General features: G+C 42.3%; 22 protein-coding genes. 10 read left to right on the forward strand and 12 right to left on the reverse strand.

Annotation, left to right across the window (positions count from 1 at the left end):
* Positions 1-192: 192 nt before the first annotated feature.
* Positions 193-1,032, forward strand: a complete 840-nt coding sequence (locus QQK21_RS02055) for a TauD/TfdA dioxygenase family protein (protein WP_284190546.1) — start codon at positions 193-195, stop codon at positions 1,030-1,032.
* 13 nt (positions 1,033-1,045) lie between these two features.
* Here QQK21_RS02055 and QQK21_RS02060 read toward each other — a convergent pair whose 3' ends face one another.
* Together QQK21_RS02060 and QQK21_RS02065 are read right to left on the reverse strand one after the other, a co-directional pair.
* Complete coding sequence (locus QQK21_RS02060) at positions 1,046-2,068, reverse strand: hypothetical protein (RefSeq protein WP_284190547.1); 1,023 nt, start codon at positions 2,066-2,068, stop codon at positions 1,046-1,048.
* 63 nt (positions 2,069-2,131) lie between these two features.
* Positions 2,132-2,869, reverse strand: coding sequence for an SGNH/GDSL hydrolase family protein (locus QQK21_RS02065; protein ID WP_284190548.1), 738 nt, complete (start codon positions 2,867-2,869; stop codon positions 2,132-2,134).
* A 217-nt stretch (positions 2,870-3,086) separates the two neighbouring features.
* On the opposite strand from QQK21_RS02065, the gene QQK21_RS02070 reads away from it, so the two are divergent.
* Positions 3,087-5,837, forward strand: a complete 2,751-nt coding sequence (locus QQK21_RS02070; RefSeq protein ID WP_284190549.1) for a M16 family metallopeptidase — start codon at positions 3,087-3,089, stop codon at positions 5,835-5,837.
* Positions 5,838-5,919: 82 nt separating this feature from the next.
* On the opposite strand, the gene QQK21_RS02075 is transcribed toward QQK21_RS02070, so the two are convergent.
* The 4 genes from QQK21_RS02075 to QQK21_RS02090 all read right to left on the reverse strand — a co-directional run bounded on the left by QQK21_RS02075 (position 5,920) and on the right by QQK21_RS02090 (position 9,628).
* On the reverse strand, positions 5,920-6,744 hold the full coding sequence (locus QQK21_RS02075; RefSeq protein WP_284190550.1) for a DUF2797 domain-containing protein: 825 nt from the start codon (positions 6,742-6,744) through the stop codon (positions 5,920-5,922).
* A gap of 94 nt (positions 6,745-6,838) precedes the next feature.
* Positions 6,839-7,567: a SanA/YdcF family protein gene (locus QQK21_RS02080; protein WP_431313095.1), complete on the reverse strand. Its 729-nt coding sequence runs from the start codon at positions 7,565-7,567 to the stop codon at positions 6,839-6,841.
* Complete coding sequence (locus tag QQK21_RS02085; protein WP_284190551.1) at positions 7,567-7,896, reverse strand: DUF3392 domain-containing protein; 330 nt, start codon at positions 7,894-7,896, stop codon at positions 7,567-7,569. The genes QQK21_RS02080 and QQK21_RS02085 overlap by 1 nt, the downstream gene beginning before the upstream one ends.
* A 43-nt stretch (positions 7,897-7,939) precedes the next feature.
* A complete protein-coding gene (locus QQK21_RS02090; RefSeq protein WP_284190552.1) occupies positions 7,940-9,628 on the reverse strand; it encodes an NAD-dependent malic enzyme in 1,689 nt (562 codons plus the stop codon).
* 145 nt (positions 9,629-9,773) lie between these two features.
* Here QQK21_RS02090 and QQK21_RS02095 point away from each other — a divergent pair, with 145 nt between their 5' ends.
* Together QQK21_RS02095 and QQK21_RS02100 are read left to right on the forward strand one after the other, a co-directional pair.
* On the forward strand, positions 9,774-12,119 hold the full coding sequence (locus QQK21_RS02095; RefSeq protein ID WP_284190553.1) for a helicase-related protein: 2,346 nt from the start codon (positions 9,774-9,776) through the stop codon (positions 12,117-12,119).
* A gap of 187 nt (positions 12,120-12,306) precedes the next feature.
* On the forward strand, positions 12,307-12,939 hold the full coding sequence (locus tag QQK21_RS02100) for an outer membrane beta-barrel protein (protein WP_284190554.1): 633 nt from the start codon (positions 12,307-12,309) through the stop codon (positions 12,937-12,939).
* Positions 12,940-13,011: 72 nt separating this feature from the next.
* On the opposite strand, the gene QQK21_RS02105 is transcribed toward QQK21_RS02100, so the two are convergent.
* Together QQK21_RS02105 and QQK21_RS02110 are read right to left on the reverse strand one after the other, a co-directional pair.
* On the reverse strand, positions 13,012-14,202 hold the full coding sequence (locus tag QQK21_RS02105) for an amino acid aminotransferase (RefSeq protein ID WP_284190555.1): 1,191 nt from the start codon (positions 14,200-14,202) through the stop codon (positions 13,012-13,014).
* Between the two features lie 203 nt (positions 14,203-14,405).
* Positions 14,406-15,899: an HD-GYP domain-containing protein gene (locus tag QQK21_RS02110; RefSeq protein WP_284190556.1), complete on the reverse strand. Its 1,494-nt coding sequence runs from the start codon at positions 15,897-15,899 to the stop codon at positions 14,406-14,408.
* Positions 15,900-16,706: 807 nt separating this feature from the next.
* On the opposite strand from QQK21_RS02110, the gene QQK21_RS02115 reads away from it, so the two are divergent.
* Complete coding sequence (locus tag QQK21_RS02115) at positions 16,707-16,853, forward strand: hypothetical protein (protein ID WP_284190557.1); 147 nt, start codon at positions 16,707-16,709, stop codon at positions 16,851-16,853.
* Between the two features lie 45 nt (positions 16,854-16,898).
* On the opposite strand, the gene asnS is transcribed toward QQK21_RS02115, so the two are convergent.
* On the reverse strand, positions 16,899-18,299 hold the full coding sequence (gene asnS, locus QQK21_RS02120) for an asparagine--tRNA ligase (protein ID WP_284190558.1): 1,401 nt from the start codon (positions 18,297-18,299) through the stop codon (positions 16,899-16,901).
* A gap of 302 nt (positions 18,300-18,601) precedes the next feature.
* Between asnS and queD the strand changes: the two genes are divergently transcribed.
* The 4 genes from queD (at position 18,602) to QQK21_RS02140 (ending at position 22,032) form a co-directional block, all read left to right on the forward strand.
* Positions 18,602-18,964: a 6-carboxytetrahydropterin synthase QueD gene (gene queD / locus QQK21_RS02125; RefSeq protein ID WP_284190559.1), complete on the forward strand. Its 363-nt coding sequence runs from the start codon at positions 18,602-18,604 to the stop codon at positions 18,962-18,964.
* An 88-nt stretch (positions 18,965-19,052) separates the two neighbouring features.
* On the forward strand, positions 19,053-19,703 hold the full coding sequence (locus QQK21_RS02130) for a hypothetical protein (RefSeq protein WP_284190560.1): 651 nt from the start codon (positions 19,053-19,055) through the stop codon (positions 19,701-19,703).
* Positions 19,704-20,088: 385 nt separating this feature from the next.
* The gene (locus tag QQK21_RS02135; protein WP_284190561.1) at positions 20,089-21,243 is read left to right on the forward strand and encodes an amino acid permease; all 1,155 of its coding nucleotides are present in this window, start codon (positions 20,089-20,091) and stop codon (positions 21,241-21,243) included.
* Positions 21,244-21,474: 231 nt separating this feature from the next.
* Positions 21,475-22,032, forward strand: coding sequence for a type II secretion system protein (locus QQK21_RS02140; RefSeq protein WP_284190562.1), 558 nt, complete (start codon positions 21,475-21,477; stop codon positions 22,030-22,032).
* An 84-nt stretch (positions 22,033-22,116) separates the two neighbouring features.
* On the opposite strand, the gene QQK21_RS02145 is transcribed toward QQK21_RS02140, so the two are convergent.
* From QQK21_RS02145 to QQK21_RS02155, 3 genes are all read right to left on the reverse strand, one after another.
* Entirely contained in the window at positions 22,117-23,478 is a 1,362-nt protein-coding gene (locus QQK21_RS02145; protein WP_284190563.1) for an L-serine ammonia-lyase, read from the reverse strand.
* Positions 23,479-23,567: 89 nt separating this feature from the next.
* Positions 23,568-24,821 carry an aromatic amino acid transport family protein gene (locus tag QQK21_RS02150; protein WP_284190564.1) on the reverse strand — a complete coding sequence of 418 codons (1,254 nt, stop codon included), beginning with the start codon at positions 24,819-24,821 and terminating at the stop codon, positions 23,568-23,570.
* A 266-nt stretch (positions 24,822-25,087) separates the two neighbouring features.
* A complete protein-coding gene (locus QQK21_RS02155) occupies positions 25,088-25,693 on the reverse strand; it encodes a CoA pyrophosphatase (RefSeq protein ID WP_284190565.1) in 606 nt (201 codons plus the stop codon).
* Between the two features lie 84 nt (positions 25,694-25,777).
* Here QQK21_RS02155 and QQK21_RS02160 point away from each other — a divergent pair, with 84 nt between their 5' ends.
* Entirely contained in the window at positions 25,778-26,320 is a 543-nt protein-coding gene (locus QQK21_RS02160; protein ID WP_284190566.1) for a heme NO-binding domain-containing protein, read from the forward strand.
* Position 26,321: the final 1 nt, after the last annotated feature.

Consider the following 26,321-nt stretch of genomic DNA (forward strand, 5'->3'; position numbering starts at 1 on the left):
GAAAATGCAGCTGACGTTTAATAACAATGTTGGCCCTTGAGATGCGGATCTGCTTTCATTAGGCGAAGGACGGTTGTGGCTGATTGACGTCACGCAGCTTTTATAGTGAGAAGTCAGTGTCCGTTTATCGCGATGAAATAAATCATGGGCTTATAGGGTCAATTGTACAAACGGATGAAGTAAGGAAGAAATGTGAATATAACCCCTTTGACAGCAAATATTGGTGCTTATGTTGACGGTGTCGAGCTTTCCAATTTGACTGATGATGAATTTGAGGCGCTTTATCAAGCCTATCTTTGTTATAAAGTACTATTTTTTCATAACCAAGAAATGACGCCAGAGCAGCACATGTCGGTGGCTAAGCGTTTTGGCTTACTTGAACCTGTCCATCCGTTTTTTCCTCATCTGGACGACCAAGAACAAGTGGTTGTAATCGAAACATCGCGCGGTAATCCACCCAGCCAAAGTTATTGGCATACCGATTTGACATGGCAAAAAATACCTTGTCGTTGTTCTATCTTACATGCTCAGCAATGTCCAGACAAAGGAGGCGATACAATATGGACTTCCATGGAAGCGGTGTGGCTCAGTCTAACGTCAGATGAACAAAATATGCTGAAGGAGCTTACAGCAACACATGCTTTGCATGCCTTTGAAGGAAGCCGCTATGATTCCGTTGCAGAAGGTGGGCAAAGCTATGTTGCTAAAGTTTCCAACCATTATCCGCCCGTTATTCATCCATTGGTTGTTCGTCATCCTGAGACGGGGAATGCAACGGTGTATGTAAACGAGCAGTTCACGCGCAAAATCAATCAACTGCCAGAACGAGAAAGCGAAAACCTACTGAAAAAGTTGTATGAACGCGCTAGATTGCCCGACTTTCAGGTGCGATTCTCTTGGCAGGTCGGCTCTGTTGCAATCTGGGACAATATATCAACTCAGCATTTTGCGGTCACTGACTATGGTGATAATCCGCGTCGTTTACACCGCGTGACGGTGAGAGGTAAACCTCTCGAATCGTATTCGCTTTAATAGCAGAAGCAGATCAATTTCTGCCATATACGCGTGGGCGCTTGAATCGGTAAAACCCTTGTTGTTCTTCTTTTTCAAGCGTGGACGCTTCGTCATCGAAGTAGTTCATTCTTAAACGCTTTAATTCATGATCTAATTCATCACCCGAGAGAGTATCTAGCAATGCCTGCCTTTCACGCATGTATTGATAGCCAATCTGCCAACGAAGCTCATTTTTTTCATCCTTAAGTGCCGCTTTCTCAATTTGACGTTCGCTAAATCCAAGGTCTCTGCGTATGCTATTGAGCTGCTCTGAGCGTTCATAAGGGGACATCTTCCCCAAATCACGCTGAACCGAATCTAAACTGAAGAAAGTACTGGCTAGCATCGCTGGGCTTAGAATTTGTCCACCAACCTGTTCAGAGAAATTGGTTTCTATTGTGGCTTTGAGTGCGAATAAGCGTTGATTGATCTCCATATCATAAGCATGGTTTAAGAGTTCAATCGATTTACGTGTGTCTGCCATTCGTTGCTCACGTTCGGCAAGCTCTGCAGACCAGAGTATATCGGCATCCGATGCAAAGAGTTCGCGGCGCTTTGCCCATATAGCGATTTGTTTTTGTTCAAAAGTCATAGTAAGCAAGGATTTCATTTCGGTAAGCAGCCAGTGTTCATATTTTTGCATACGCGATAAGTTGGCAAAAATTTGCTCCGCATATGTTGGGAAGGCTACTTGAATGACAGAATGAAAAAGACTGTCAGTATCATCTTGGTATTTGTCTCGTAGATGCTGGCGAAAATCTTCTAATCCCACTTGTATTTCAACATGCTGGATGCTTTCACCCAACTCCTGACGTATTGTTTGTGCTAATTCGTGTACAAGCTCAGAATTATCTCTTGGCTTTGGTAGAGAGATTGCCGCGATTTGGTCATCCAGCGGTAGGATCTTAGTTTGTTCAACTTCAGAAATTGTGGAACTCGGGATTGTTAAGGGAATGAACCAGATACCCAATAAAACAAGGGCACAAAAGCTGTAAACCCATATCCATTTACTCATTTACTTCTCCTTGCGATTCATGTCTAGCCCACAATAACCTAGGCTAGACGTAGAGTGGGGGGGTTAAAGTACCGCTTCTAGATATGGCCAGATCGCTTGAGCTAACTTCTGAGAACCTGATGTGTTGGGATGGATATTGTCAGACAACACATCTTCCGACGTGATATTTGATCTAGGGTCGACAAATTGACAGGATACAGTTGTGTTATTGCACGCATCAATAAGTCTCCTATCACCATAATCGATCGCTTGATGTAGGTCAGTCTTGTTGCCAGTTGTGTAGTAGTAGCCCAAATAAATGACCTGCTGAACATCATTTTGTTTCATTTGATTGAGGAGGTTGACGGTGTCCACGTATACGTCATCTACCAAGCTTGTACATTTGTCGCTTAACTCAGGACGGTACCAAGTCGTTTTGCATTCGTAGGGATCAAATATCATTGCAGGTAGCAAAATATCGTTACCACCACCGTCCATAACGATGACGTTAATATTGGGGTCGTCAGCTTGTGCATCTTGATATTGTTCAACAACGGGTTTTGCAACAATCCCTCCGCTTAGCTTAGCACCGCTTAATGTATAATCACGGAATGTGGTGTTTGCCATCTCAGGCCCTTCAAGAAATTGTTGAAGTTCACCCGATAGGTCAAATATTGAATCACCTAGTGTGATTACATCGTTACGCTCGGCGTGTCGCACATAAGGATTGCCAGCACAAGCAACGAGCGCTGTGCAAACGGCTGCAGTCGCGCTTTTTTTCAGTAATGAGGTAATACCAACTTTATTGTTAATCGACGTCATGTTTTCTACTCACTAATTAATTATATTGAAGCACACATTTATGGTGCATTAGTGAATTTAGCTGGCCTTTTTGATAATTTCAAAGCATTGAATTTATTGATAAAATAATCTCTCTTTCGGCTGGGTGTTTTTGTTACATAGAGTTCATTATTAACGCTAGACATTGATATTATTAACGGTATATTTCTTGTGAATATAAAAACAAAGAAGTATTACAATGAAAAAGTTTTTTGCCTTATGTTGGCTGCTACTTGCCGGATGTGCTCAGAATCATCCATCTGGACCAATCCCAATTCAACCCAATACAAACTGGTCTTCTGGAGTGTTGGATAATGGTATGAAGTATCACCTTTATCCCATGGATTCTGAAGGTATATCTATTAGGCTATTGATTCGAGTTGGATCAATAGCTGAAGAGCCTCATCAGTTAGGTTACGCTCATTATGTTGAACACCTTGCTTTTGAGGGAAGTGAAAACTTCACCCCCAAGGAAGTGGAACACCTGATGGAAGCGACCGGAGCCCAAAGATCGCATGGTGTAAACGCCCATACTCAATACGATAATACGACCTACAAACTCAATCTTATTAATCCAGAGCCATTTGATCAGGCGCTGCTTTGGTTGAGAGATGTGGCAAGCCGCATTACTTTTTCTCCTGTGGAAGTTGAACGAGAAAAAAGTATTTTGCTATCAGAAAATAGGTATAGTGATTCTGATGTGTCTTTTGAGCAAAAGTACTACCAAAATGAGATAAAGGGGAGTATTTATGCTCAAAGGGACCCAGGAGGAACAAGTGAGGTTATTCGGTCTGCAACCTCTGACTCTTTAAAAGCTTTCTACGATAAATGGTACCAACCACAAAATGCTGAGATCATTATTGCGGGCAACATTGAACGTTCTAAAGTAGCGGCTATGATCGAAAAGTTATTTTCTGATTGGGCGGTCACCCATTCAGAACATGCGCCTAAGCCGCCAATGTTGATAGCAAGTGAAGGCGATTTTGTCTCTAAGGTTGCCACTGACGAAAGTGCGGTTTTCGGCCTTAAATTTGCCCGAGGTAGCAGTACAGTCACAACACAAGAACAATTACTTAAGAGTAAACTTGACTATATCGTGGCTCAATTAATTGGTATGCGCTTGACGTCTGTCCTTGATGAAGAAGCGATCCCATTTCATCGTCTGTATTCAAATTCGTATTCACTGGAGAACCTAATTTTCTACGAAGCATCGCTGGCTTTTTCGGAAGCAAACAGAGAGCTTGTTCAGTCAACTTTCTTGAATATTTTGGCTTCTTTGAGAGATCATGGTGTTAGTCAATCGGAATTAGATATAGTCATGGCTGAATATAAAAGTTTGCGTAGACATGCTGATGAAGATTGGGAAGTGCGAAAGCCTGAACGTTTTGTTAATGAGAAAATCACGCAAATACTCACAGGGGCGCCAACTCAATCACGTAAAGACTATAAACTCAATCTCGACCATGCGATTCGCAGTGCTGACGTTAATACGGTCAATCAGCATCTAAACAATATGCTATCTTCTTCTTATGGAATGTTCGTAGGTGTTGGTGCTAATGAATCCGTCGAGCATATTGAACAAGCAATGCCAGAGTGGAAAAGCATGTATCGAATCACAGGAGTTGTAAACAACCAAATTAATTTTGATGTTAATGGGTTGGCTGAAGTGAAGTCTTCTGGCCCATTACCCGACTCAGTTGTATACGAGAATGGCGAACAGCTTTGGTCGTTAGACAATGGTGTAGAAGTTCTTTTAGACCCTGATGTAAATAGTGATTTTGTCAGTATTGTCTATATGTCTGCAGGAGGGACAGCGGTACTAGATAGAGATTTGTTACCAGCGGCACAAATTTTGTTTTCGGTTATAGCAAGAAGCGGCACAGGAAACTTTAACGGGACGCAGATGAAAGCGTTTACTCGAAAACACTCTATTGAAATACAGGGGTCTATCAACGACACAGAACACGGCTTTGAAATGAGTGTTCCTAGAGAACACTTCAGTAAGGCGCTGCAATTTTTGTATACGAACATAGCGTATCCCAAGTTTGATCCTAAGCAGGTCGAGGTAATAAAACGAGAGTTTGCTGAGCAATCTATGTCATACCTAAGGTCACCCGTCGGTCAATGGTATGATGCGATTGATACCAATACATATGCTACCAGCAGTGCGTATTTCCCCAATTACGCACGAGATTTTAACAAGGTGACGGTTGATCAGGTTCAGCAAGCATTTGAGCAATTGTTTAGGCAGTCACGTAATACAAAAATGGTGATTGTTGCTGATGTAAAGGCTTCAGATATTCAAGATTCGATAAACAATTATGTGGCTACTTTACCACTGCAAGAAGTGAGCACGCTTGACTATCATATTGATTACAACCCGCGACCTGATGCAAGAATTCATCTCGCCATCAACAATGAACAGAAAGGTCAATTTGTCCTCCGAACACACAACAAACATGCCAGAGCACAAGATGCACGTCTCGAAATCGTTGATCAGATAATTGAGAATATACTGGAAAGTCGGTTAAATAATTACGTGCGTGAAGATCTCAGCCTAGATTATTCTCCAGCTAGCTATTCGAAAATGAATTTTAACCAGCCAGTAACAGATTGGGTGATTGAATCTCAGGTTGCAGTGTATGATTTGCCAAAGGTAGAGAAGGCCGTAGACAAAGTCGTGGCTGATTTACAAGCCTCCATTACAAATGATGAGCTGTCGGTTGCCAAAAAGCAGCTTGAGGTGAATTTAGAAGATATGGTGAGCAATGCAGAAAGTAGTGCGTGGCTGCGAGCCCTGTATATGGTCAATGGTTTTGGCAAAGACGCACTGGTTAATGCTCAAAATGTAATCGTAGATGTTTCTATTGACGAAGTAAAAACACGCATCGACGAGTCTTTTGGACAAGAAACGGAGCGCTATCGATACATTTTAAGTCCACTTGACTGATTAGAGTTTGCTGTCTTTACTTGTTTGGCATCGAAAAGCCCCTAAATTTTGTTAGGGGCTTTTTTATTTGCTATATCGCTCATTAACGACTGAGTTCGACTTCATATGAGGTAAATTTTCGAATATTGATAACGCCTGTGTCGAAAATTAAATATTGCCCTTTTATTCCTTCTAGAGTGCCAGTCACTTCTGGATTCTTATCGAAGTTGTGTGATGTAATCTTAGTCGGATGTTGAAGCACTGGATACTCAATTGAGGTGATCTCACCATCAAGAACTTGAATGGCATCCTCACCAAATTTGTCTTTTAGTTCTTTAATCTTGGGCTCAATCAGTGGTAGCAGTTCGGCGAATTTTTGTTTTAGAGCGAGTGATTCTCCATCTTCTTTGAGCAAGGTTCTCCAGTTCGTTTTATCCGCAATATGCTTAGCAATTTCAACTTCAATCAGTCCTGAGATTTTGCGCGTTCGAACTTTGAAGATAGGTAAGCCTTGTGTCGCTCCTTGGTCTATCCAGCGAGTTGGGATTTGAGTATGCCGTGTAATACCAACTTTAACCCCAGAGGTATTTGATAGATAGACATAGTGATCGACCATGCAGTTTTCCTCTCCCCATATTGGCTCACGACAAGTGCCTTGATCATAATGACATGTCTCTGGTTTCATTATGCACATATCGCAGCTGGCAAGCTTTTTCATACAGATGAAGCAGTGACCTTGTGAATAGCTTTTTTTTGTTTTCTTACCGCATGAACAACAAAAAATATTGCCCGTATAGGTTAGAGTTAGAGACTGCCCAATAAATGGCTTAAGATCAATGGCTTGATCGCCAATGGGGAGTTGATAACTAACTTGTGAATCTAGTGAAGAACGCATCTTTTTCAGCGTACCTTTTGCGATGGAAGACATAGACATTGCTCTTGATTTTGTAATTTTGATTCAGTTTATCAGATAAGGGGGATTGAAGATAACCAAGGGTTAAGCTAATAACAATAGAGCGTTTTTATTGCTTATTGCTTATTACTGGGTTGTTACTAACGACTTCTTCACCATGTATAGGCTCTTTAGGACCAAGGAATTTGGGTCTTTCGCGCATAATGTAAAGGTCTATTACCGCTTTTGCTCTGGCAAAAACCTCACGCAACCGGACTTGGTAGCCTGAATGAGATGTCGGGCCGGGAACGGCAAAGCACTTGGCATTGATATGATGGAAATTGGCGATAAATAATGCCCGCTCACAATGAAATTTTTGAGTGATGATAAGAAAATTATCGGTTTCGAATATCTCTTTAGCCCTGACAATTGAGTCAAGTGTTCTAAAGCCCGCATAATCAAGAAAGATGTTGTCTTCTGGAATATCTGCTTTGAGCAGATCTCGTTTCATTGTCCAAGGTTCATTATAAGAACGATGAGCATTGTCACCACTAAGAAGAAAGTTTTCGACTTTTTTCCTCTGGTATAAATTTATGGCAGCATCAATTCGGTTACTGTAGTAATCATTGAGTACTTTACCTAAATATTTGCTGGTACCAAGCACGACCGCTACATCAAATTTTCCAATTTCCTCAGATACACTATAAAGCTGATCTTTGGTTTGGTACGAAACCCAACGGTCGATGCCAAATAACGCAGCAGAACCACACAAAACAAAAACTGGCAACCACTTGGCACCCTTTAGCAGAAATGCCAAATAGTTATCTGAGGGTTTAGGTTGGTGGAAAAGCCTTCTCACTAAATTTGTCGATTCCGTTGTGCCCATGAGCCGATAAATATAAAGCATACAACAACTATGGAGAACATGATGCCTGTATCTAGGCTATGTAATGTCCGAGTTAGGTAAGGTGTTGCTTTTACAATAATTAATCCGTACCCAAATGCATTGATCAAAATAAATGCGCTAGTCCTTAATAAAAAATGCTGATTACGAAGCATTTTTCTAAGTAAAGTATTGATCTCACCGCCAAAAACGACGAGTAGGCAGGCAATAAGAGCGATGGATATTTCATCCAAATAAGGCAGAAGATATTGCCCAGCTGGGGAAAAAAAGTCAAAAATCATCATATATCAGTAGGCCCCCGTTACCAGGGGCTTAAACAGTTAAAAGTTAGAAAGAGGTACGCTTGTATTTGCGGTAAACAGGTTGCCAGAAGTGATGCTCAATAGACTCTTCTAGTGCATCATCAGGGATCTCCAGTGCAACCCCTTCTTCAATGGCTTTTTTGGCCACAGCAAAGGCAATTTTCTTAGAAACGGAATGGATGGCTTCTAAAGGAGGGAGTAGAGCACCTTGACCATTCACTGCCATAGGGGAGCAGGTTGCTAATGCTCGGCTGGATTCCATCAGCATTTCATCTGTGACTCGCTTCGCTTGAACCGAGAGGACACCTAGACCAATACCAGGGAATATATAGCTGTTATTGCATTGGGCTATTGGGTAAGTTTTGCCAGCGTGAACCACAGGGTCGAATGGACTACCAGTAGCAACGAGTGCTTCACCATTTGTCCATTCGATAATATCGTGTGGTGTTGCTTCTACTCGACTGGTTGGGTTTGAGAGAGGGAAGACAATTGGACGTGCGCAGTGTTTATGCATTTCCTTGATAACATCTTCACTAAATAACCCTGGAGCACCTGAAACACCGATTAATACAGTTGGCTGTGCATTACGCATAACATCTAAAAGAGAAAACCCCGTTCCTTCAGCTTCCCAGCTATCTGTTACACTGTGTTTTTGCACGAGCCGCTGTTGGAAATCGAGTAAGTTAGGCATACCTTCTTGTAGTAAGCCCCAACGGTCAACCATGAACACTTGTGAGCGAGCTTGTTGGTCAGAAATGCCTTCAGAAATCATCTGAGAAATAATGGCTTCTGCGATTCCGCAACCGGCGGACCCAGCCCCCAGAAAAGTGATTCGTTGGTCTGACAGTTTCGTTCCAGCTGCTTGACATGCAGCCAATAGAGACCCAACGGTCACGGCAGCAGTACCTTGAATATCGTCGTTGAAACAACAAATCCGGTCTTTGTATCGCTCTAGTAAGGGCATGGCATTTTTCTGAGCAAAATCTTCAAACTGAATTAATGCATCTGGCCAGCGGTGGTGAACGGCTTGAATAAAGTCCTCAACAAACTCGTCATATTCTTCACCGGTAATTCGAGGGTGACGCCAACCCATATACATAGGATCAGCAAGGCGCTGTGGATTGTTGGTACCAACATCCAACACAATAGGCAAAGTGTACGCAGGGCTTATACCACCACATGCCGTATAAAGTGCTAGCTTACCGATAGGAATCCCCATGCCACCTATACCTTGGTCTCCAAGGCCCAAAATGCGTTCGCCATCTGTTACGACGATGACTTTTACGTTATGGCTTGTTGCATTGTTTAGTAGGTCGTCGATTCTGTCTCGATTGGCATAAGAGATGAAAAGCCCACGGCCGCGTCGGTAAATATTTGAAAAATTCTCACATGCTGCGCCGACCGTCGGTGTGTAGATTATCGGCATCATTTCTGAAACATGGTTTTGCAACAGCCGGTAGAACAAGGTTTCATTAGTATCTTGGATATTGCGCAGATAGATATGCTTTGCCATATCACTTTCAAAGTTTTTATATTGTTGGTATGCGCGTTCCACCTGCTCCTGAATCGTTTCGGTTTTTTCTGGTAACAGGCCTTCCAAATTGAAAGACGCTCTTTCTTCTGCAGAAAAGGCGCTGCCTTTGTTCAGAAGTGGCGTACTAAGAAGAGCTGGACCAGCATATGGAATGTATAATGGGCGTTTATCGTTATTCATCACTTGCCTATAAAATGTAGGGTCTTAGGGAACGGGAACCAGAAAATGATAGGGATTACTGACCATATTGTAAACCGAATATTCCTGCATTCTGGAACAGAATAAGTATATACTTTCCATCTTTTCCAAGATCTTGATGTGCACTATGTTCAGCTTACCCATAGAGACCCTTAAGTCTGACTTTCTTAACCGTTTATCTACTCACAATATGATAGTAGAAGCCGAAACTGGCTCCGGCAAATCGACGAGGTTACCCGTTTGGGCAGAAGAGAGTGGAAAAGTGTTGGTTGTTGAGCCAAGACGCATCGCTTGTACGTCGCTTGCGCAGTTTATTGCCAAGCAAAGAGAAGAGCCTGTAGGAAAGTCGGTTGGCTATTCAATAAAGCTTAAAAACTGTTTCACTAATGATAGCCAGATAGTTTTTGTTACACCTGGGGTAGCACTCCGATGGTATTCTGATAATAGACTGTCTGGGTTTGATACTGTCATTGTGGATGAATTTCATGAGCGTCGCTGGGATACAGATCTGCTGGTGGCTCTGCTGAGGGAAACAAATACTCATCGCTTGGTTGTTACCTCGGCAACCATAGAAGGGCACAAATTGGCCCAATATATTGGTGCCGAGCGATTGCAATCGTCAGGGCGAAACCATGATGTGACTATTTTATATCGAGGCTCCGATTCTCGCCAACTGCCAGAAAGTCGACTGCTTGAACAGAGAGTAAAAAAAGAGGTCGAGCAGTTGCTATCTTTAGATGGCGATATTTTGGTTTTTTTGCCGGGACGAAAAGAAATTGCACAATGCCAAAGTTGCCTTTCTCACCTACCCAATGTGATAGTCGTACCACTTCATGCTTCAGTTACCGACCAACAAAGAGATCTTGCACTTACGCCTCAGAGTCAAAAGAAAATTGTCTTGGCCACCAATGTTGCTGAGACGTCACTCACTATCCCTAATATCGTAGCAGTAATAGATTCGGGGTTGGAACGTCGAACCGAGCAAAGAAATGGTAAAACAACTTTATGCCTAAAACATATCTCTAGGGCGAGTGCACGGCAACGAAGTGGGCGAGCAGGGAGAGTAATGGATGGGGTTTGCGTACGTTTGTATGGTCAACATGCTGCGTTATCGGAGGTAACGCCACCAGAATTGCATAGGGAAGCACTTGAAGAGGCGATGCTTGCTGCCGCATGTTGTGGATACAAAATATCAGACTTGAACTTTTTGGAACCCTTGCCTGAGAAATCGCTTCGTCAGGCAGCAACGATGCTGGAAAATATGGGGGCTATAGACTCACTGGGTGATGTGACTCCGCATGGACAGTGTCTCTATCCACTGCCCATTGATGCCTTGTATGCCGATCTTGTTGCCCGTATGCCAAAAAGGAATCTTCAAGAAGCTATGGTCGATCTTACCTCAATAATGTCAACGCCCAATGCAATATGCCGCTGGAATTGCAGTGAGCAATCACAACAACAGCTTCAAAGTGAAGAGCCGTTAGGTAGTGATGTGGAACTTATGATCCGAGTCTTACGAGGGCAAATATTGTCGGGTGTTACCATCGAACAAGAAGCATTGAAGGAGGCCAAGTTGCTCTCAGCTCAGATGCGAGCGATGTTTGAATTACCGCAGCTGGAGGTTGCATCACGCTATGCTCATGAGGAATTGGCGGAATCTATAGCCGATTTGCATCCAGAACTCTTATTTGTTCGTCGAGAAAAGCGACGAGAGGCATTTGCCAATGGTTTGATGGAAGTCGTGTTGGGGCGCAATAGCAGGTTACTTGATGCCACAGAGGCTATTTTGGTTATGGATACCCATAGTTTACCTGGACGAGGGCTAAAGCAAACATTGAATATTGCCACATTTACCATGCCAGTGAAGCTGTCCGTCTTTGAGAAACTTAATATTGGAGAGTGGGTTGACGGGAGTACCTTAATGGTCAATGAGGTTCCGCATATTGAAATGTGTTTAATGTATGCTGGTCGCAAAGTGGTTACAAAAATTCAATTAGCCCATGGGGAGACGGCAAGTAAGCTCCTTCTCGAAGCGGTGAAGCAAGAGGATGTGTTTCCAGGTTTTGCACAACGTCGTCACGAGCAAATTGAACACTGGAAGCTCTATCAGGCCATAGAAGGCCATCCTTTAACGAATGAGTTGGAGGAGCTTAGCTTTGAATCTTGGTTTCTGCAGCAGCTTGAGGCACTCGAACTTACTGAGTTAACGGATTTGCAAATGTTCAGTGCCGATGATTTCGCTTTTGACGGTATCCCTTCGTGGGAATACGAAGAGTTTTCTGCTCGCTATCCTTTTCAACTTTCGATTGGTGACTTGAATCTGACGGTGGAGTATTTGCCGAAAAAGAAACTGGTTTATGTGGTATACCAATCAGGGCTTCGGAAAGGTTCCCCTAAAAGGTGGGAGTTACCAAGATGGTCTGGATGGCGAGTCCAATATAAAAAAGCAAGTAGAATCGTTGATGTTCGTTAATCCTTATTTGCCGGCAGCGTGAAGGTGAGAGCCTAAAGCATCAAAGCCTCGATAAAAGACATTTTTGTACACCAACAGTCAAGTGGTGTGAGTAAGCTATACTTTTTAAACGCACACAACGGCCATTTTGTTTTACAAGTATTTTTGCTAGTGAATGGCGTGACCAATCAGTGTTTCAGGGGGGATGATGGATGCAAAACTAACTTGTAGCGTAGTTTTTGTAACGTTTTTGGGCGAAATGTTTATATCCCCAGTTAATGCTGAGAACCGTTTTAATTACAACTATCTTTATGCCGATCTTGCGGCCGGCTCTTTTAACGATGATATAGGGACCAACAGTAACGTTACTTCACTCTCTGTGGGTGGAAAAAAGCTGATTCAAGAACATATTCTTGCCACATTGGACTATGAAGCTAGGTTTATTCATCCAAACAATAATACCACCACTGAAAACTATACCCTGTTACCTGGTGGAGCCCTTCGTTATTCGATAGAAGAGGGGTGGGACTTAATAGCCGGCGCAAAACTGGGTTATGTTTGGTCATCTCAGACCAATGATATTACTGATGAGAAAGTGTTTAGTGATGGGGATTTCATGTGGGGAGGGGATGTATCCCTCAAGTATGAGCTTGATCAGCATTGGCAAATATCGTTAACAGGAGAAATGAGACGCAGTGACATTTTGGATGAAGACATCTTTAATATACGGGCTGACTATCAAATTTTCCCTAGAATGGCTTTAGCAGGATTTTATAACCACAGGAACAATGGTAAAACCACAGTAAATGAAGGTGGCATTAGCGTCAAATACTGGTATTAACTCTTTGATATGATTGCTTGTACAGTAAAAGAGCCAGTTGACACTGGCTCATGTGTATTTGGTGACCTGTAGCTACAAAACAGCGGCTATGGCTTTACAAAGTGGCTGCATGTTTGATCGAGTCATACCCGCTACACTGATGCGACCTGAGCCGACGATGTAAATTCCGAATTCGTCTTTTAAACGAGCGACTTGTTCCTTTGAAAGGCCAGAGAATGAGAACATACCATTTTGGCGCTCTATAAAGCTAAAGTCAGCATTAACACCTTGCTCTTTCAGTGTCGCGACGAAAAGCTCTCTCATGTCTTGAATACGATCGCGCATTTCTTTCACTTCTGCTTCCCATTCATTACGGAGCTGGTCGTTGTTCAGAATATGGGTTACAACAGCACTGCCATGAGCAGGAGGGTTTGAGTAAATTGAACGTATAATCGCTTTAACTTGAGAGAATGCTGTGACGGCAATTTGCTCTGATTCTGCCACAAGAGTAAAGGCACCGACTCGTTCATTGTAAAGACCAAAGTTCTTAGAGAATGAACTGGCGACCAGTATCTCTTTATTATACTGTGAAAAAATTCGCAGACCGGACGCGTCTTCCTCAACGCCTTTTGCAAAGCCTTGATAGGCAAAGTCGAAAAGGGGCAGTAGCTGCTTTGATGCAACGAGTTTCGCGAGCGTTTCCCATTCGTCGTCCGTTGGATCAATACCTGTTGGGTTATGACAACAGCCATGCAAAAGGACAATATCGCCTTTCTGAGCACGCTCTAAGTCAGATAACATAGTAGCAAAATCTTTGTCTCTGGTTTGAGCATCATAATAACTATACTGGGCTGTTTCCAAACCAGCTGCAGCGAATACACTGTTGTGGTTAGCCCAAGTCGGATTGCTTATCCAGATTTTGACATCACCAAGCTGGCGTTTAATAAATTCTGCCGCTACACGCAACGCGCCAGTTCCGCCTGGAGCCTGAGCCGTTTTTGCCAATTTATTGGTGACAATATCAGCATGGTTGCCAAACAAAAGTTTTTGTACCGCTAGGGCATACTCGGCCGTACCTTCGATTGTCAGGTAGGATTTGGTTTTTTCATTTTCAATCAGAGCAGCTTCAGCTTTCTTAACGGTTGCTAATACAGGGGTTTCACCTTGCTCATTTTTGTAAATGCCAACACCAAGGTTAATTTTGTCTGCACGAGGATCGTTTTTGAACTCTTCAGTAAGTCCAAGGATAGGATCTGCGGGTGCAGCAGTGACTTTTTCAAACATAATTGTCATCCGTGTTAATCGAAGGAAGGGATAGTAATATTGTACTTATTTATACCTTATCTGGTCTTGTAGAAACAAGATTGGAAAGCAATAAAATGCATAAATGAGTAAACTTTATTTTGTTATCTTACAAGTTTCGTTCAAACCTTCAGTTGACTATGATTTTTTATTTGAATGTCTACTTACGCTAGGCGGTCTGTTTTTTAATTCTGAACTGACAGCTCTTGCTCGACTTTTGCATTCTCCTCTCGTTCAATACGCCTATATTTGTCAGCAATATCGATAAATTCCTGCTCTATGGCTAAAAAAGCATTCACAATTTCGGGATCAAAATGTGACCCGCAGCCCTCTAGTATGATGGCCTTGGCTTGCTCATGTGGAAAGGCCTTCTTGTAAACTCGCTCACAAATTAATGCATCATATACATCCGCAATGGCCATCAATCGGCCTGAAATAGGAATACCTTCTCCTTTGAGCGCCCTTGGGTACCCACTGCCATCCCATTTTTCATGGTGTGTTAGGGAAATTTCTTTTGCAAGCTGAAGAAAAGAATTACTGCCGAGGTGCTTTTCGGCTACAGAAAGGGCATTTGCGCCAATTTCAGGGTGGCGTTTCATGACGTTAAATTCTTCAGCGGTTAATTTGCCGGGCTTAAGTAAGATATTATCAGGTATTCCTACCTTTCCTACGTCGTGCAGCGGGGCTGACTTATAGAGCAATTCTATATAGCTTGGGGTCAATAGAGCTTTATGTTTATCAAACTGACTTAAGTAAGTGGCTAGTGCTCTAACATACTCTTGGGTTCTCAAAATATGAGCGCCCGTTTCATTATCTCGAGACTCAGCCAATGCTGATAAGGAAACAATAGCGACGTCCCTTGTTGTTTTTACTTCATTCTGACTTGATTGTAGGCTGTCGAGCATTGTATTGGTCAGAGAGGCCATCGAGCCCAGTTCGTTATGCTCAAAAATTGGTAGTCGCTTTGTGATATTTCCTTCTGTTACTTCCAATAATGACCTTTCTTGAGAGAGTAGGACCTTGCGGATGAGTTTAGCCCAAAGAGCTAATATTGTGACAACGTAACACCCAAGAGTGATTGAGATATAAAAAAACTCTTTGAGTACGCTTATTGCGCCCGTACCGTTAAGCAAGTGTTCTGGGTTGCGTTCTAACCAGAATATGTCTTTCATAGCAACCATACAAAGAAGTACCGTTAACGTGACGATTAACATGCATACCATAATGGTCATTTGTTTCACGATGGATTGACGTTCTCCGCTTAATTGGAAATCGTGTTGATTTTCAGTCGCGTGAAAATGTTTTATTTTGCATGACAGTTGGAGAATTAAACCTGACAGAAAACCAAATAATGTCATACCTAGCACAACCTTCAAGTTACTCTCAAATGCAAAGTCGTAGTCAAGATTGTAAAATAGTGCCAGTGGTAGGCTAGCTAAAAAGAAGAGAATGGTGTCGAGTTTGGCATGATTCTGATTTTTGATTAAATCGTGGCTGTGAAGAAAAACATGCCGGGTTAAAAAAAGCAGTGAAAAGGTCGTTCCGACATGCAAAAAAATCTCCCACGGAGAGAGACTCTCTAAAAAGGGACACACTCTTCCCCCGTAAAAGGCGAAGACCACTCCAGCGATCAGGTACAGTTCGAAGGTAAGTGGTGCATCATAGTTTGAGTTTAGCATACCGAGCCCTTTATTTATGTTCACTCGCCGAGTGAGTACAAATTGGAATCATCATATAACTATGACCTGCAGCGGCTATGATTTATTTCAGGCATCCGAGTTTTATATTCCACCAGTTGAATTTGATCAGCTTATTTTGAAATCTCCCTCAACCCTAGCAGAGATATTAATATTTGGCATAATCCAACCCAAGCCATCCTCCTCCCCAATGCGTTTGCGAAGGTCGATAAGGTTACAGTTCATAAAAAGGGAAGCTGTTCATTCAGCCACTGAGGGATGGACTCAATAATGTCCTTCTTACTTGTGTACTATTAGCATGGTTATTTTCAGCTGCCCGCAATGTAGTTTGGATTGCCCTTTTAAAATTAGAGTAATTACTTTTATCATACGGCAACGTGCATTTATAACTGGATTAAATACAAACCATGATCTTTCCTGATCCTTTATTTTCTTTCATGATGTAAATTGTATCCTTAAATATATGGTGTTATTTTTGACATCAATAAGCTTAGACGTCGTACCATGTCTAGTAGGCACAAAGACTTATCTATTTATCTTTATGATCTATGTTTGCATGGTATTGCTACGAAATTCGTTTAACGCATGATGAATGTTTTATCTAACGCAACAGAACCTACGCTAACAAGCAGGGTTAAATAGTAATGTAAGTTACACCATGTTAAAGATTACAAAAAAAAGCAGGACAAGCCGGCTTATGGATAAGGAAGTGTATTATTATGCCGGAGAAATATTAGCCGCTAAGTCCTCGTACAACCCTTTTTTTCAAAAGGCTCCAAAGAGAACTATGTGTTGGAATGGTATTTGGGTGGTTTTGCGCGTAAGCATGTAGGCGCTTTAGACCACGACCATGCCGAAGCGAAATTTGACCATCGTTTACAGCTATGGACAGAGCGTATATCACACAATGCTGAAATTGTACGTCCCATGAAGTAAAAAACCTCCCTCGGGAGGTTTTTATTTTACGACTTAAGATTTGGTCTAAAAGTTTGCAGAGCGTGGTGTGCGTGGGAATGGAATTACATCTCGCACATTGCCCATACCTGTTACGTATGAGACAAGTCGCTCAAACCCTAAGCCGAACCCTGCGTGTGGCACTGTCCCGTAACGTCGTAAATCACGGTACCAGTTCATGTGTTCTGGATCGATACCCATGTCGCGCATGCGTGAATCGAGAATGTCAAGACGCTCTTCACGTTGGGAGCCACCAATAATTTCTCCTATGCCCGGAGCAAGCACATCCATTGCCGCAACGGTTCTACCATCGTCGTTTAAACGCATGTAGAAAGCTTTGATGTCTTTCGGGTAGTTTTTGACAATAACAGGTGCTTTGAAATGCTCTTCTGCAAGATAGCGCTCATGCTCAGAGGACATATCAATTCCCCATTCAACGGGAAACTCAAATTCACGGCCAGAATCTAGAAGAATTTGGATTGCATCAGTGTAATCTACTTGAGCAAAGTCTGATTCAACAAATGCTTCCAGGCGGCTAATTGCCTGTTTGTCAATACGTTGTGCAAAGAACTCAAGGTCGTCACGACGTTCTTCCAACACCGCTTTAAATACATATTTCAGCATATCTTCTGAAAGCTTAGCGATATCTTCTAGGTCGGCGAATGCTACCTCGGGTTCTACCATCCAAAACTCCGCTAGATGGCGACTTGTATTGGAATTTTCAGCTCTAAAAGTAGGGCCGAATGTGTAGACTTTGCTCAACGCACAGGCGTAGGCTTCAGCATTAAGTTGACCAGATACCGTCAAGAATGTTTCCTTGCCAAAAAAGTCTTCGTTGTAGTCGACTTTACCATCTGGTGTGCGAGGAAGGTTTTCCATATCTAGAGTCGAAATACGGAACATTTCACCTGCACCTTCAGCATCAGAAGCGGTAATTAGGGGGGCGGAGACCCAGTAATACCCTTGTTCATGATAGAAACGATGGATAGCTTGAGAAAGGCAGTTACGAACTCTGGCAACGGCTCCAATGACATTGGTTCTTGGGCGAAGGTGAGCAACTTCACGTAAATATTCTATCGAGTGACGTGTCTTCGCCATCGGATAAGTATCGGCATCTTCCACCCAACCAACAACGTTGACTGCGGTCGCGGCAAGTTCAAAATCTTGTCCTTGTGCCGGCGACTCAACAATCGTACCTGTTACTTCTACAGAGCAGCCCGTAGTGAGCTTGAGTACTTCTTCGTCGTAATTATTGAGGCTATTTGGGACCACGGCCTGAATCGGGTCGAAACAAGAGCCGTCGTAGATGGCAAGAAAAGAGATTCCAGCTTTGGAATCGCGACGCGAACGGATCCAGCCGCGGACAGTTACTTCACTGTCAACAGCTAGCTTACCGCGTAATACGTCAGATACAGGCGCGTAAGTCATGTTGCAAATATTCTCCATTGAGTAAAATCAATCCTGTAATTGTGTGACCCAGTTGTACCCACAAGCTGGATGACACGGAATTGTAAATGTTTAGTGCAACATATTACCTTTCAATTTTAAGGCTTCAACCTTTATTCGTCGTAAGTGAAGTAAAAACGCATAAATTACTGTTAATAATCAGTGAATGTTGGACTTCTAGTGTTCACTATCGAAGAAATATTCCGATAAACAGTCCATGAAACTTGTCACTACTATACTATTTCCTTAGTATTGCGTGTCTTTTGTAATGCCCGAGAACCAAAATGAAAACTGAATTATACAAAGAGTTTATGTTTGAAGCAGCTCACCACCTTCCCAACGTTCCCGAAGGACACAAGTGTGGGCGCTTGCATGGCCATTCTTTTTTAGTTCGAATCCATATAAAAGGTGAGGTTGACGAGCATACTGGGTGGTTAATTGATTTTGCTGAGGTTAAAGCTGCGTTTAATCCTATTTATGAGCAGCTCGATCATCATTACTTAAACGAGATTGAAGGGTTAGAAAATCCCACGAGTGAAGTTCTCGCTAGATGGATATGGAAAAAACTCAAGCCAGCGTTGCCTCTTTTGAGCAAAGTGGAAATCAAAGAAACCTGTACGGCAGGTTGTATATACGCAGGTGAGTAAAGTTTGGACAAACTCAAGGCTAGCCCTTTGTTTTATCATTCAACATAAGATATATCGTTCAAACACTCGCTTTATATGAGGGAAACGCATGCTCGCACGCTTCGCAACAATAGTACAACTTGTTTTGGCTTTGTCGATTTTTTATCTCGGATACACGATTCATCAAGTGACAAAGCAGGCGAGTGTGTTAGTGGAAAGTTATCCAGAGATTATTGCGGATATTGATTCATTAGCAAAAACGCTGCAAGTTGAGGACTGGTTGAAAGTGATCGAAGCGGCAGAAAAAATGGTCCCTAGCGTAGTGAACAGTGTCGATCAGGTTTCCCAAAGTGTCGCAGCGGTAAACCAAACAGCGTCATCCATTGATGCTAAGTTACCTATGGTATTGGAAGAGTTGACTCGTTACCGCTTAGATGTGTTTCCCGTCGCTGTGGATGAAGCTGCTAGTTATCGAAAGGATATCATTCCTTTTGTGATAGCAGAGAGCGAAGGCTATCGTCACACGACGATACCTTTACTGATACAGGAAAGTGCTAATCTGCGCAGTGAAATTCCCCCTATGTTAGCGAAAGCTGATGAAATTGTTGAACAAAGCCAACAGCTCGCTGAGCAAGCAACATCAGGGGCAGTAAAAGGGGTTATTATGTCTCCAATCAATATTATCAAAGATGCTGGCTCCAAAATTAAAGGTAAGATCATTTTGGAAGAGGAAGAGACAGAAACGCCTCAACCAGAATAATGGTAAGGAGGTGATTTTTTATAGGAATATGCGTCATTTATTCAAGGTGGACATTGCATTATTGTTGCTAATGACTAAGATAGTCGGTTCCTTCATATTGGTAGGAAAGCCGTATATGGAATACGGTATGGCCTAAAGGATTGTCTATTCAAGTCGGATTTTACATGATCTTAAAAATTACCACTCCAATTTTAGAACCAACCGAAGGTTCGCCGCATGGATACACCTTTTTAATCGCTTGGCTTAAAGCATCATATATATCTTGTTCATTACCCCATTTTTTCTCCTTCAAAGCTCGCTATTCTTTTCGTTTCTGATTGTTAGCCATAGCGCTAGGCAAGCGTATTACCTTACTTTTTTATAACCAAATTTAGATTAGAAATTTATGAATACGAAACTTTTGGGTAGCGCCCTTATTATTTCTGGTACCGCATTGGGTGCGGGTATGCTTGCCATTCCAATGGTCTTAGCCCAATTTGGCCTTTGGTATGGCACTTCACTGATGATCTTTATCTGCTTTGGAACAACGTATGCCGCTTTGTTGTTACTTGAAGCATCGTTAAAGACGGGGAGTGGGTTAGGGCTGAACTCAATCGCGAGAAAGACATTGGGAAAACCGGGACAAGTTGTGACAAACCTGCTCCTTTATGCTTTGCTAATTTGTTTGTTAATGGCCTATATACTGGGTGCCGCAGATCTGTTTGCTGAGCTTAGCTCTATCATTGGGTTTTCTCTGTCTTCCCAACATAGCCAAATAGTGTTTACTTTAGTATCAGGAATTATTATTGCCTGTGGCACTGGCGCTGTCGATAAGCTTAATCGAGCGTTATTTTTTATTATGATTGCCAGTTTAGCGATCAGTCTGGTGATCTTGTTGCCTGATATTAGGTTTACTAACCTTACCCATGCGGTAAGTAGTGATAAGACAGAGCTAATTAAAACCAGTACTGTCTTGTTTACTAGCTTTGGTTTTATGGTCGTCATTCCATCTTTGGTTGCCTACAACCATGAAGCAGATGATAAACAGTTAAGAAACATGGTTATTTTGGGTTCTATGATCCCACTAATATGCTATTTAAGTTGGTTATTTGCTGTCGTCGGAAATTTGAGACCGGATCAATTGGGTCAGTTTTCGAATGTGTCCGAGCTTATTCTCGCTTTTGAGGATACCTCTCCGTGGATTGGTACTATTCTATCTGTATTTACTGGCCTTGCACTTTTGACCTCATTTTTTGGTGTGGCAATGTCTTTGTACAACCAAAACCGAGATATGTTTAGCCAAAACAGATTCGTTACGTATGTACTCACCTTTATTCTGCCTTTAGTGGGGGCTCTTTTGGCGGCAGACCAATTTCTTGCGGTGTTGAGTTATGCGGGAATCATACTGGTTTTCTTAGCTGTATTTATACCGCTCACTATGGTTTATGTGATTCGTCGCTACGGGTTGGAGCCTATGAGGTATCAAGCTGAAGGAGGTAAAGTTATGTTGTTATTTTCTCTTGGGTTTGGTGTGTTTCTGATCGCTTCGCAACTACTGTAGAGACACCAAACTAATCTTCACCTAGGCCTCCAATTGCTGAGGCCTTTTTGTTTGATCGTGCCCTGTACGCCTTTACACCTTCTATATTCTTTATCCTTACTTATATGAATTATATTTATTATTTCCTGTATATAAATTGGTCAAAAATGGTTGTTTTTCCATAAGTCATATATATAATTACGCGCTAACTTTTTAGCTATTGAGCTTTTTGCTGTATTTGAAAGAGTTGTAATGAAAAAAAATGGTTTCAGTTTGGTAGAGCTGGTACTTGTTATTGTTATACTGGGCATTGTATCGGTAACAGCAGCTCCGAAGTTTCTTACCTTTCAGCAGTCAGCTCGAATTTCAGTGATTCAAGGTATTTCAGGTACAATGAAAAGCACGATAACACAGGTTATCGCAAAATCTCACCTAAGTGGTCTCAGTCCCATTATGGCTATTCCTCTAAGTCAAGCTGACTATTTAGTGGATTTTCCTTTTGGTAAAGTGGAAGTGGACTGGGGTAGCCTCTGTCCTGAAAGTGTCGGGGAGGAAGGCGCTAAGTTGACGATGATGGATTTTCTTCATTTGACAGGCGATGAGAACATAAAATCTCTGGCAGGTAATCGCTACACAGTTGTTGGGTATAACTTTCCATTCACTGATAAAAGGGAACTCACAGCGGATGATCTTCCAATCCTTCCTACTGGCTGTTATGCCATTTATGATTCTTTTGGCCGTTCGTCGCCAGAGCAATGCCCTTCTGGTGGCTGTCAATGTAAGGTCAATATAGAAATTAGTGGCTGCTAAGCTGGGCTGTACCGCAAGTTACTGGGTGAAAGGAGGGGCAATTGAGAGAGCGTATTACCCCACCTTATTATTGATTAAAGCTTCTTAACAAATCACCTTCACAGCGAGACCGCCTTGAGAAGTTTCGCGGTATTTGGCGTTCATATCTTTACCTGTTTCAAGCATTGTTTCTATGACTTTATCCAGTGAGACGGTAGGAGCTGAGGAACGACGCAATGCCATTCGCGATGCATTGATGGCTTTTACAGCCGCAATACCATTACGTTCAATACACGGAACCTGAACCTGACCTGCAACCGGATCACAGGTTAACCCTAAGTTGTGCTCCATTGCAATTTCGGCTGCCATGCATACTTGCTCGGGGCTTCCTCCCATAAGTTCTGCTAGGCCAGCCGCTGCCATGGAGCAAGCCACACCGACTTCTCCCTGACAACCGACTTCAGCGCCAGATATAGACGCATTTCGTTTATACAAACCACCAATGGCACCTGAAGCGGCAAAATAGCGAAGATAATCTCTTTCTCCAACGGTTTGAATAAACTTGTCATAGTACGCAAGTACGGCAGGAATAATGCCACATGCACCATTAGTTGGAGCCGTGACAACTCGTCCACCTGCTGCGTTTTCCTCGTTGACAGCAAAAGCAAACATATTGACCCAGTCTACTACGGACATCGGGTCATTGGTGGTCTTTTCCGACGTCAGTAGCTGTTGACGAAGAGCCGCTGCTCGGCGAGGAACACGCAGCGGACCTGGAAGAATACCTTCAGTATTCATACCACGTTCCATACACTCACGCATGGTTTTCCAGATATTAGCAAAATATGTACGGGTTTCTTCTTCTGAATGTAACGCCGCTTGGTTTTTCATCACTAAGGTACTAATAGAAAGTCCGTTTTCTTTACATTGATTTACCAATTCATCGGCACTTGTAAACTCATAGGGCGCCTTAATTGCACTTTGCTGCTCTTTGCCAAAATTTTCTTCATCGACAATAAAGCCACCACCGATGGAGTAATACGTTTTCGAATATAGCCTTTCATTTTCAACCCAAGCGTGGATCTGCATACCATTTTCATGCAGTTCTAGGTTAGTTCTATGAAAAGTCATTCCCCCTTCTTTGGGAAATGAGACAGTGTGGCAATGCATGCCAACGGGTAGACGTTCTGTTTCTTCGACTCTTGAAATGAAGCTAGGAATAGAATCAATATCGACCTTTTCGGGAGTATTACCAGCAAGACCCATGATAATGGCGATATCAGTATGGTGACCTTTCCCTGTCAGTGATAGCGAACCATAAACGTCAACGGTAATTTTGGTGATGTCACGCAACTTTCCCATTGAACGTAAATCATCAATAAATTCTTTACCCGCTTTCATTGGACCTACAGTATGAGAACTTGAAGGTCCAACACCGATTTTATAGATATCGAAAACACTAATCATATCGATTTCCTCAAAACAAAGCCTCCCATTAGTAGAGGGAGGCTTCTTATTATCGTTATATTTTTACTCAACCACGTGTAAAGTCGTGGTTAAAACGCGCCGTAGATTACCGAAGTAATAGCGGCAAGGCCACAGATTGTTGTAAAAATCTGTACTGGTGCAGAAGTTTTAAATTTTGCCATAGCGGGAACTTTTTGCATGGCAATCACAGGCATCAAAAACAAAATTGCGGCAATCATAGGAGCACCCATAGTTTCAATCATATCAAGAATACTTGGGTTAATGATTGCGACAATCCAAGTGGTGATCACAATAAAAAGCAAAGATCCTTTTTCTACTAGACTTACTGGCATTGTGGAGCGTGACTTGACTAGCCCAACTAGGCCTTCATGTGCGCCAAGGAAGTGTCCAAAGTAGCTTGATGTGATTGCCGCAAAGGCAACTAGAGGGCCTAAGTAAGAAATGAGTGGTGATTCGTGCGCATTGGCCAGATATGACAAGACAGATATGTTTTGCTCTTTCGCCATAGCCAGCTGTTCTGGCGAAAGTGATAACACAACGGAGAAAACAAAAAACATCACAAAACCCATAAGCATCATAGCGGCACCGCCAGTGATAGCATCGGTTTTTCTTACCGCACTCTCGCCATATTGGCGTCTTTGCTCTTTTGCAAATTGTGAAATAATTGGGCTGTGGTTAAAGGAGAAGACAATAATTGGAATGGCAAGCCAAACTACAGTGGGCATCGCAGACCAGTCGGGCGTCACTTCAACCATAGAGCTATTCCAATCTGGGATCAGATAGACAGACAACGCCAACAAAATGAACACAAGAGGGTAAACCATTGCAGATGTGGCTCTGAGCATAAGTTCTTTTCCAAACACTACTCCTGCAGTCATTGCGGCAATAAGTGCTCCAGAGAGAAGCCATCTAGGAATGGATTCCATGCCAATTTGATTGGTAAGAAATGAGTCTACGGTATTGGTGATACCAACACCATAGATGAGAACAATAGGGTAAATGGCGAAAAAATAGGCGAAGGTAATAATGTTAGCGCCAGTTTTACCAAAGTGCTCTTCAACCGTGTCAGTAATATCGGCATCCGGGTTTTTAGCGGACAAAACAAAACGAGCCAAGGACTTATGGGCAAACCAAGTCATGGGAGCCGCAATAAGCGCTAGAACCACCAATGGCCAAAAACCACCGGCACCAGCTTTGATCGGCAAAAATAATACGCCAGCCCCCACTGCGGTGCCAAAAAGTGATAGGCACCAAGTGAAGTCTTTGTAACTGAAATTACTAGACGATTGTGCGGCATAATCCGCAGAATTTGTAGGATTCATTTTATAATACTCATTTTGGGAACAGGAAATAAGCTGGGTGCAATTTTGCATAAAATATTGCACAAAATATAGATCTAAATCATGAATTGATGTGAGTAATAATATCAAATGCAAAAAGTAAGGATTTGTTCACGAAACTGATGGTTGGATGATGATTTTTTTTAATGAATTTGATTATAAAAACTAATGGAGGGCTGTGGATTCAATCTTCCCTACAGTCAGGTCTGTTATCAGGCTGGATGATTATGCGTTAGAAGTGTCCAGCTTCAATAGTACATGATGTGTTTTTGCATCGCATAAATAATCTGAGCAGTCATTCCCCAAATAAAATAATGTCTGTAAGACAATCCGAACACCCGGTGAGTTTGTTCCTGTACGTGGAAGCGTTCACTGTGGAGATGATGCTTATCTAGCACAATAGATGCAGGCACTTCGAATACCTCGTCAACTTCATTGATGTCTATTTTGGTACGATAATCTGAAGAGACAAAGGCCAAAAATGGCGTTACTGTGAAATGGCTGACAGTAACAAGCTCTGGCATCTGACCAAAGATCGCAATATCTCTAGATTTAATTCCAATTTCCTCAAACGTTTCTCGCAAGGCGGTGTCCGCTAGTGAATGATCGCAGGCTTCATGTTTACCTCCAGGAAAACTGACTTGACCAGGGTGGTGTTTGAGATGTTTCGCCCTTTTAGTGAAGATAATGTTTAGTCCATTTTCGCGTTCTACAAACCCAATTAAAACAGAAGCCTTACGCAATGACTTGTCTGAGATGTGAGCGACACGTTTTAGAGTTTCATGATGGTAATCAACCGCGGTTTGTAACTGAAACTTCTGAATTATTAGGTTTTTATTGAGCTCTGACAACACGTTAGCTCTGTCTCCTTATTTGAAAAACGAGGTAGTATGACTCATGCTTGAACAATAGCCATATTGTTAAGGATAGCCCATTCTATGAAAGGAATCATTTTCACAGAATTTATGGACTTGGTCGAAAAAAAGTTTGGCCTAGATGCGCTCGATCAGCTGCTTTTAGATGCTGGTGATGAGGGCGTATACACGTCAGTTGGCAGTTATGATCACAATAATTTGGTGCGTTTGATTGTGCAGTTAAGCAAGCAAACAGGTATTGCTGCTGAAGAATTACAGAGGGTGTTTGGCCAGTCGGTATTTGAAAACCTTTATCAATCCTTGCCAAAAAAGAGTCACTTACAATGTTGTACAAGCTCTGTTCAATTTATCCGTTTGGTGGAAGATTATATTCATGTTGAAGTGAAAAAGCTTTATCAAGAAGCCAATCCGCCTCGATTTGAATTTATTTCTGAAAATGAAACCGAAATGGTTTTTGATTATAAAAGTGCTCGCTGTATGTCCCATGTGTGTCTAGGTCTTATTGAAGGGTGTGCTCAGCACTATGGTGAGGTAGTTGATATTGTCATGCATAACAATGACAAAAGCGGTAATGATGTCAGATTTAAAGTTGCTATTGTAGGGTAAA

The sequence above is a fragment of the Vibrio zhanjiangensis genome, assembly GCF_030161235.1.
Lineage (GTDB): Bacteria > Pseudomonadota > Gammaproteobacteria > Enterobacterales > Vibrionaceae > Vibrio > Vibrio zhanjiangensis.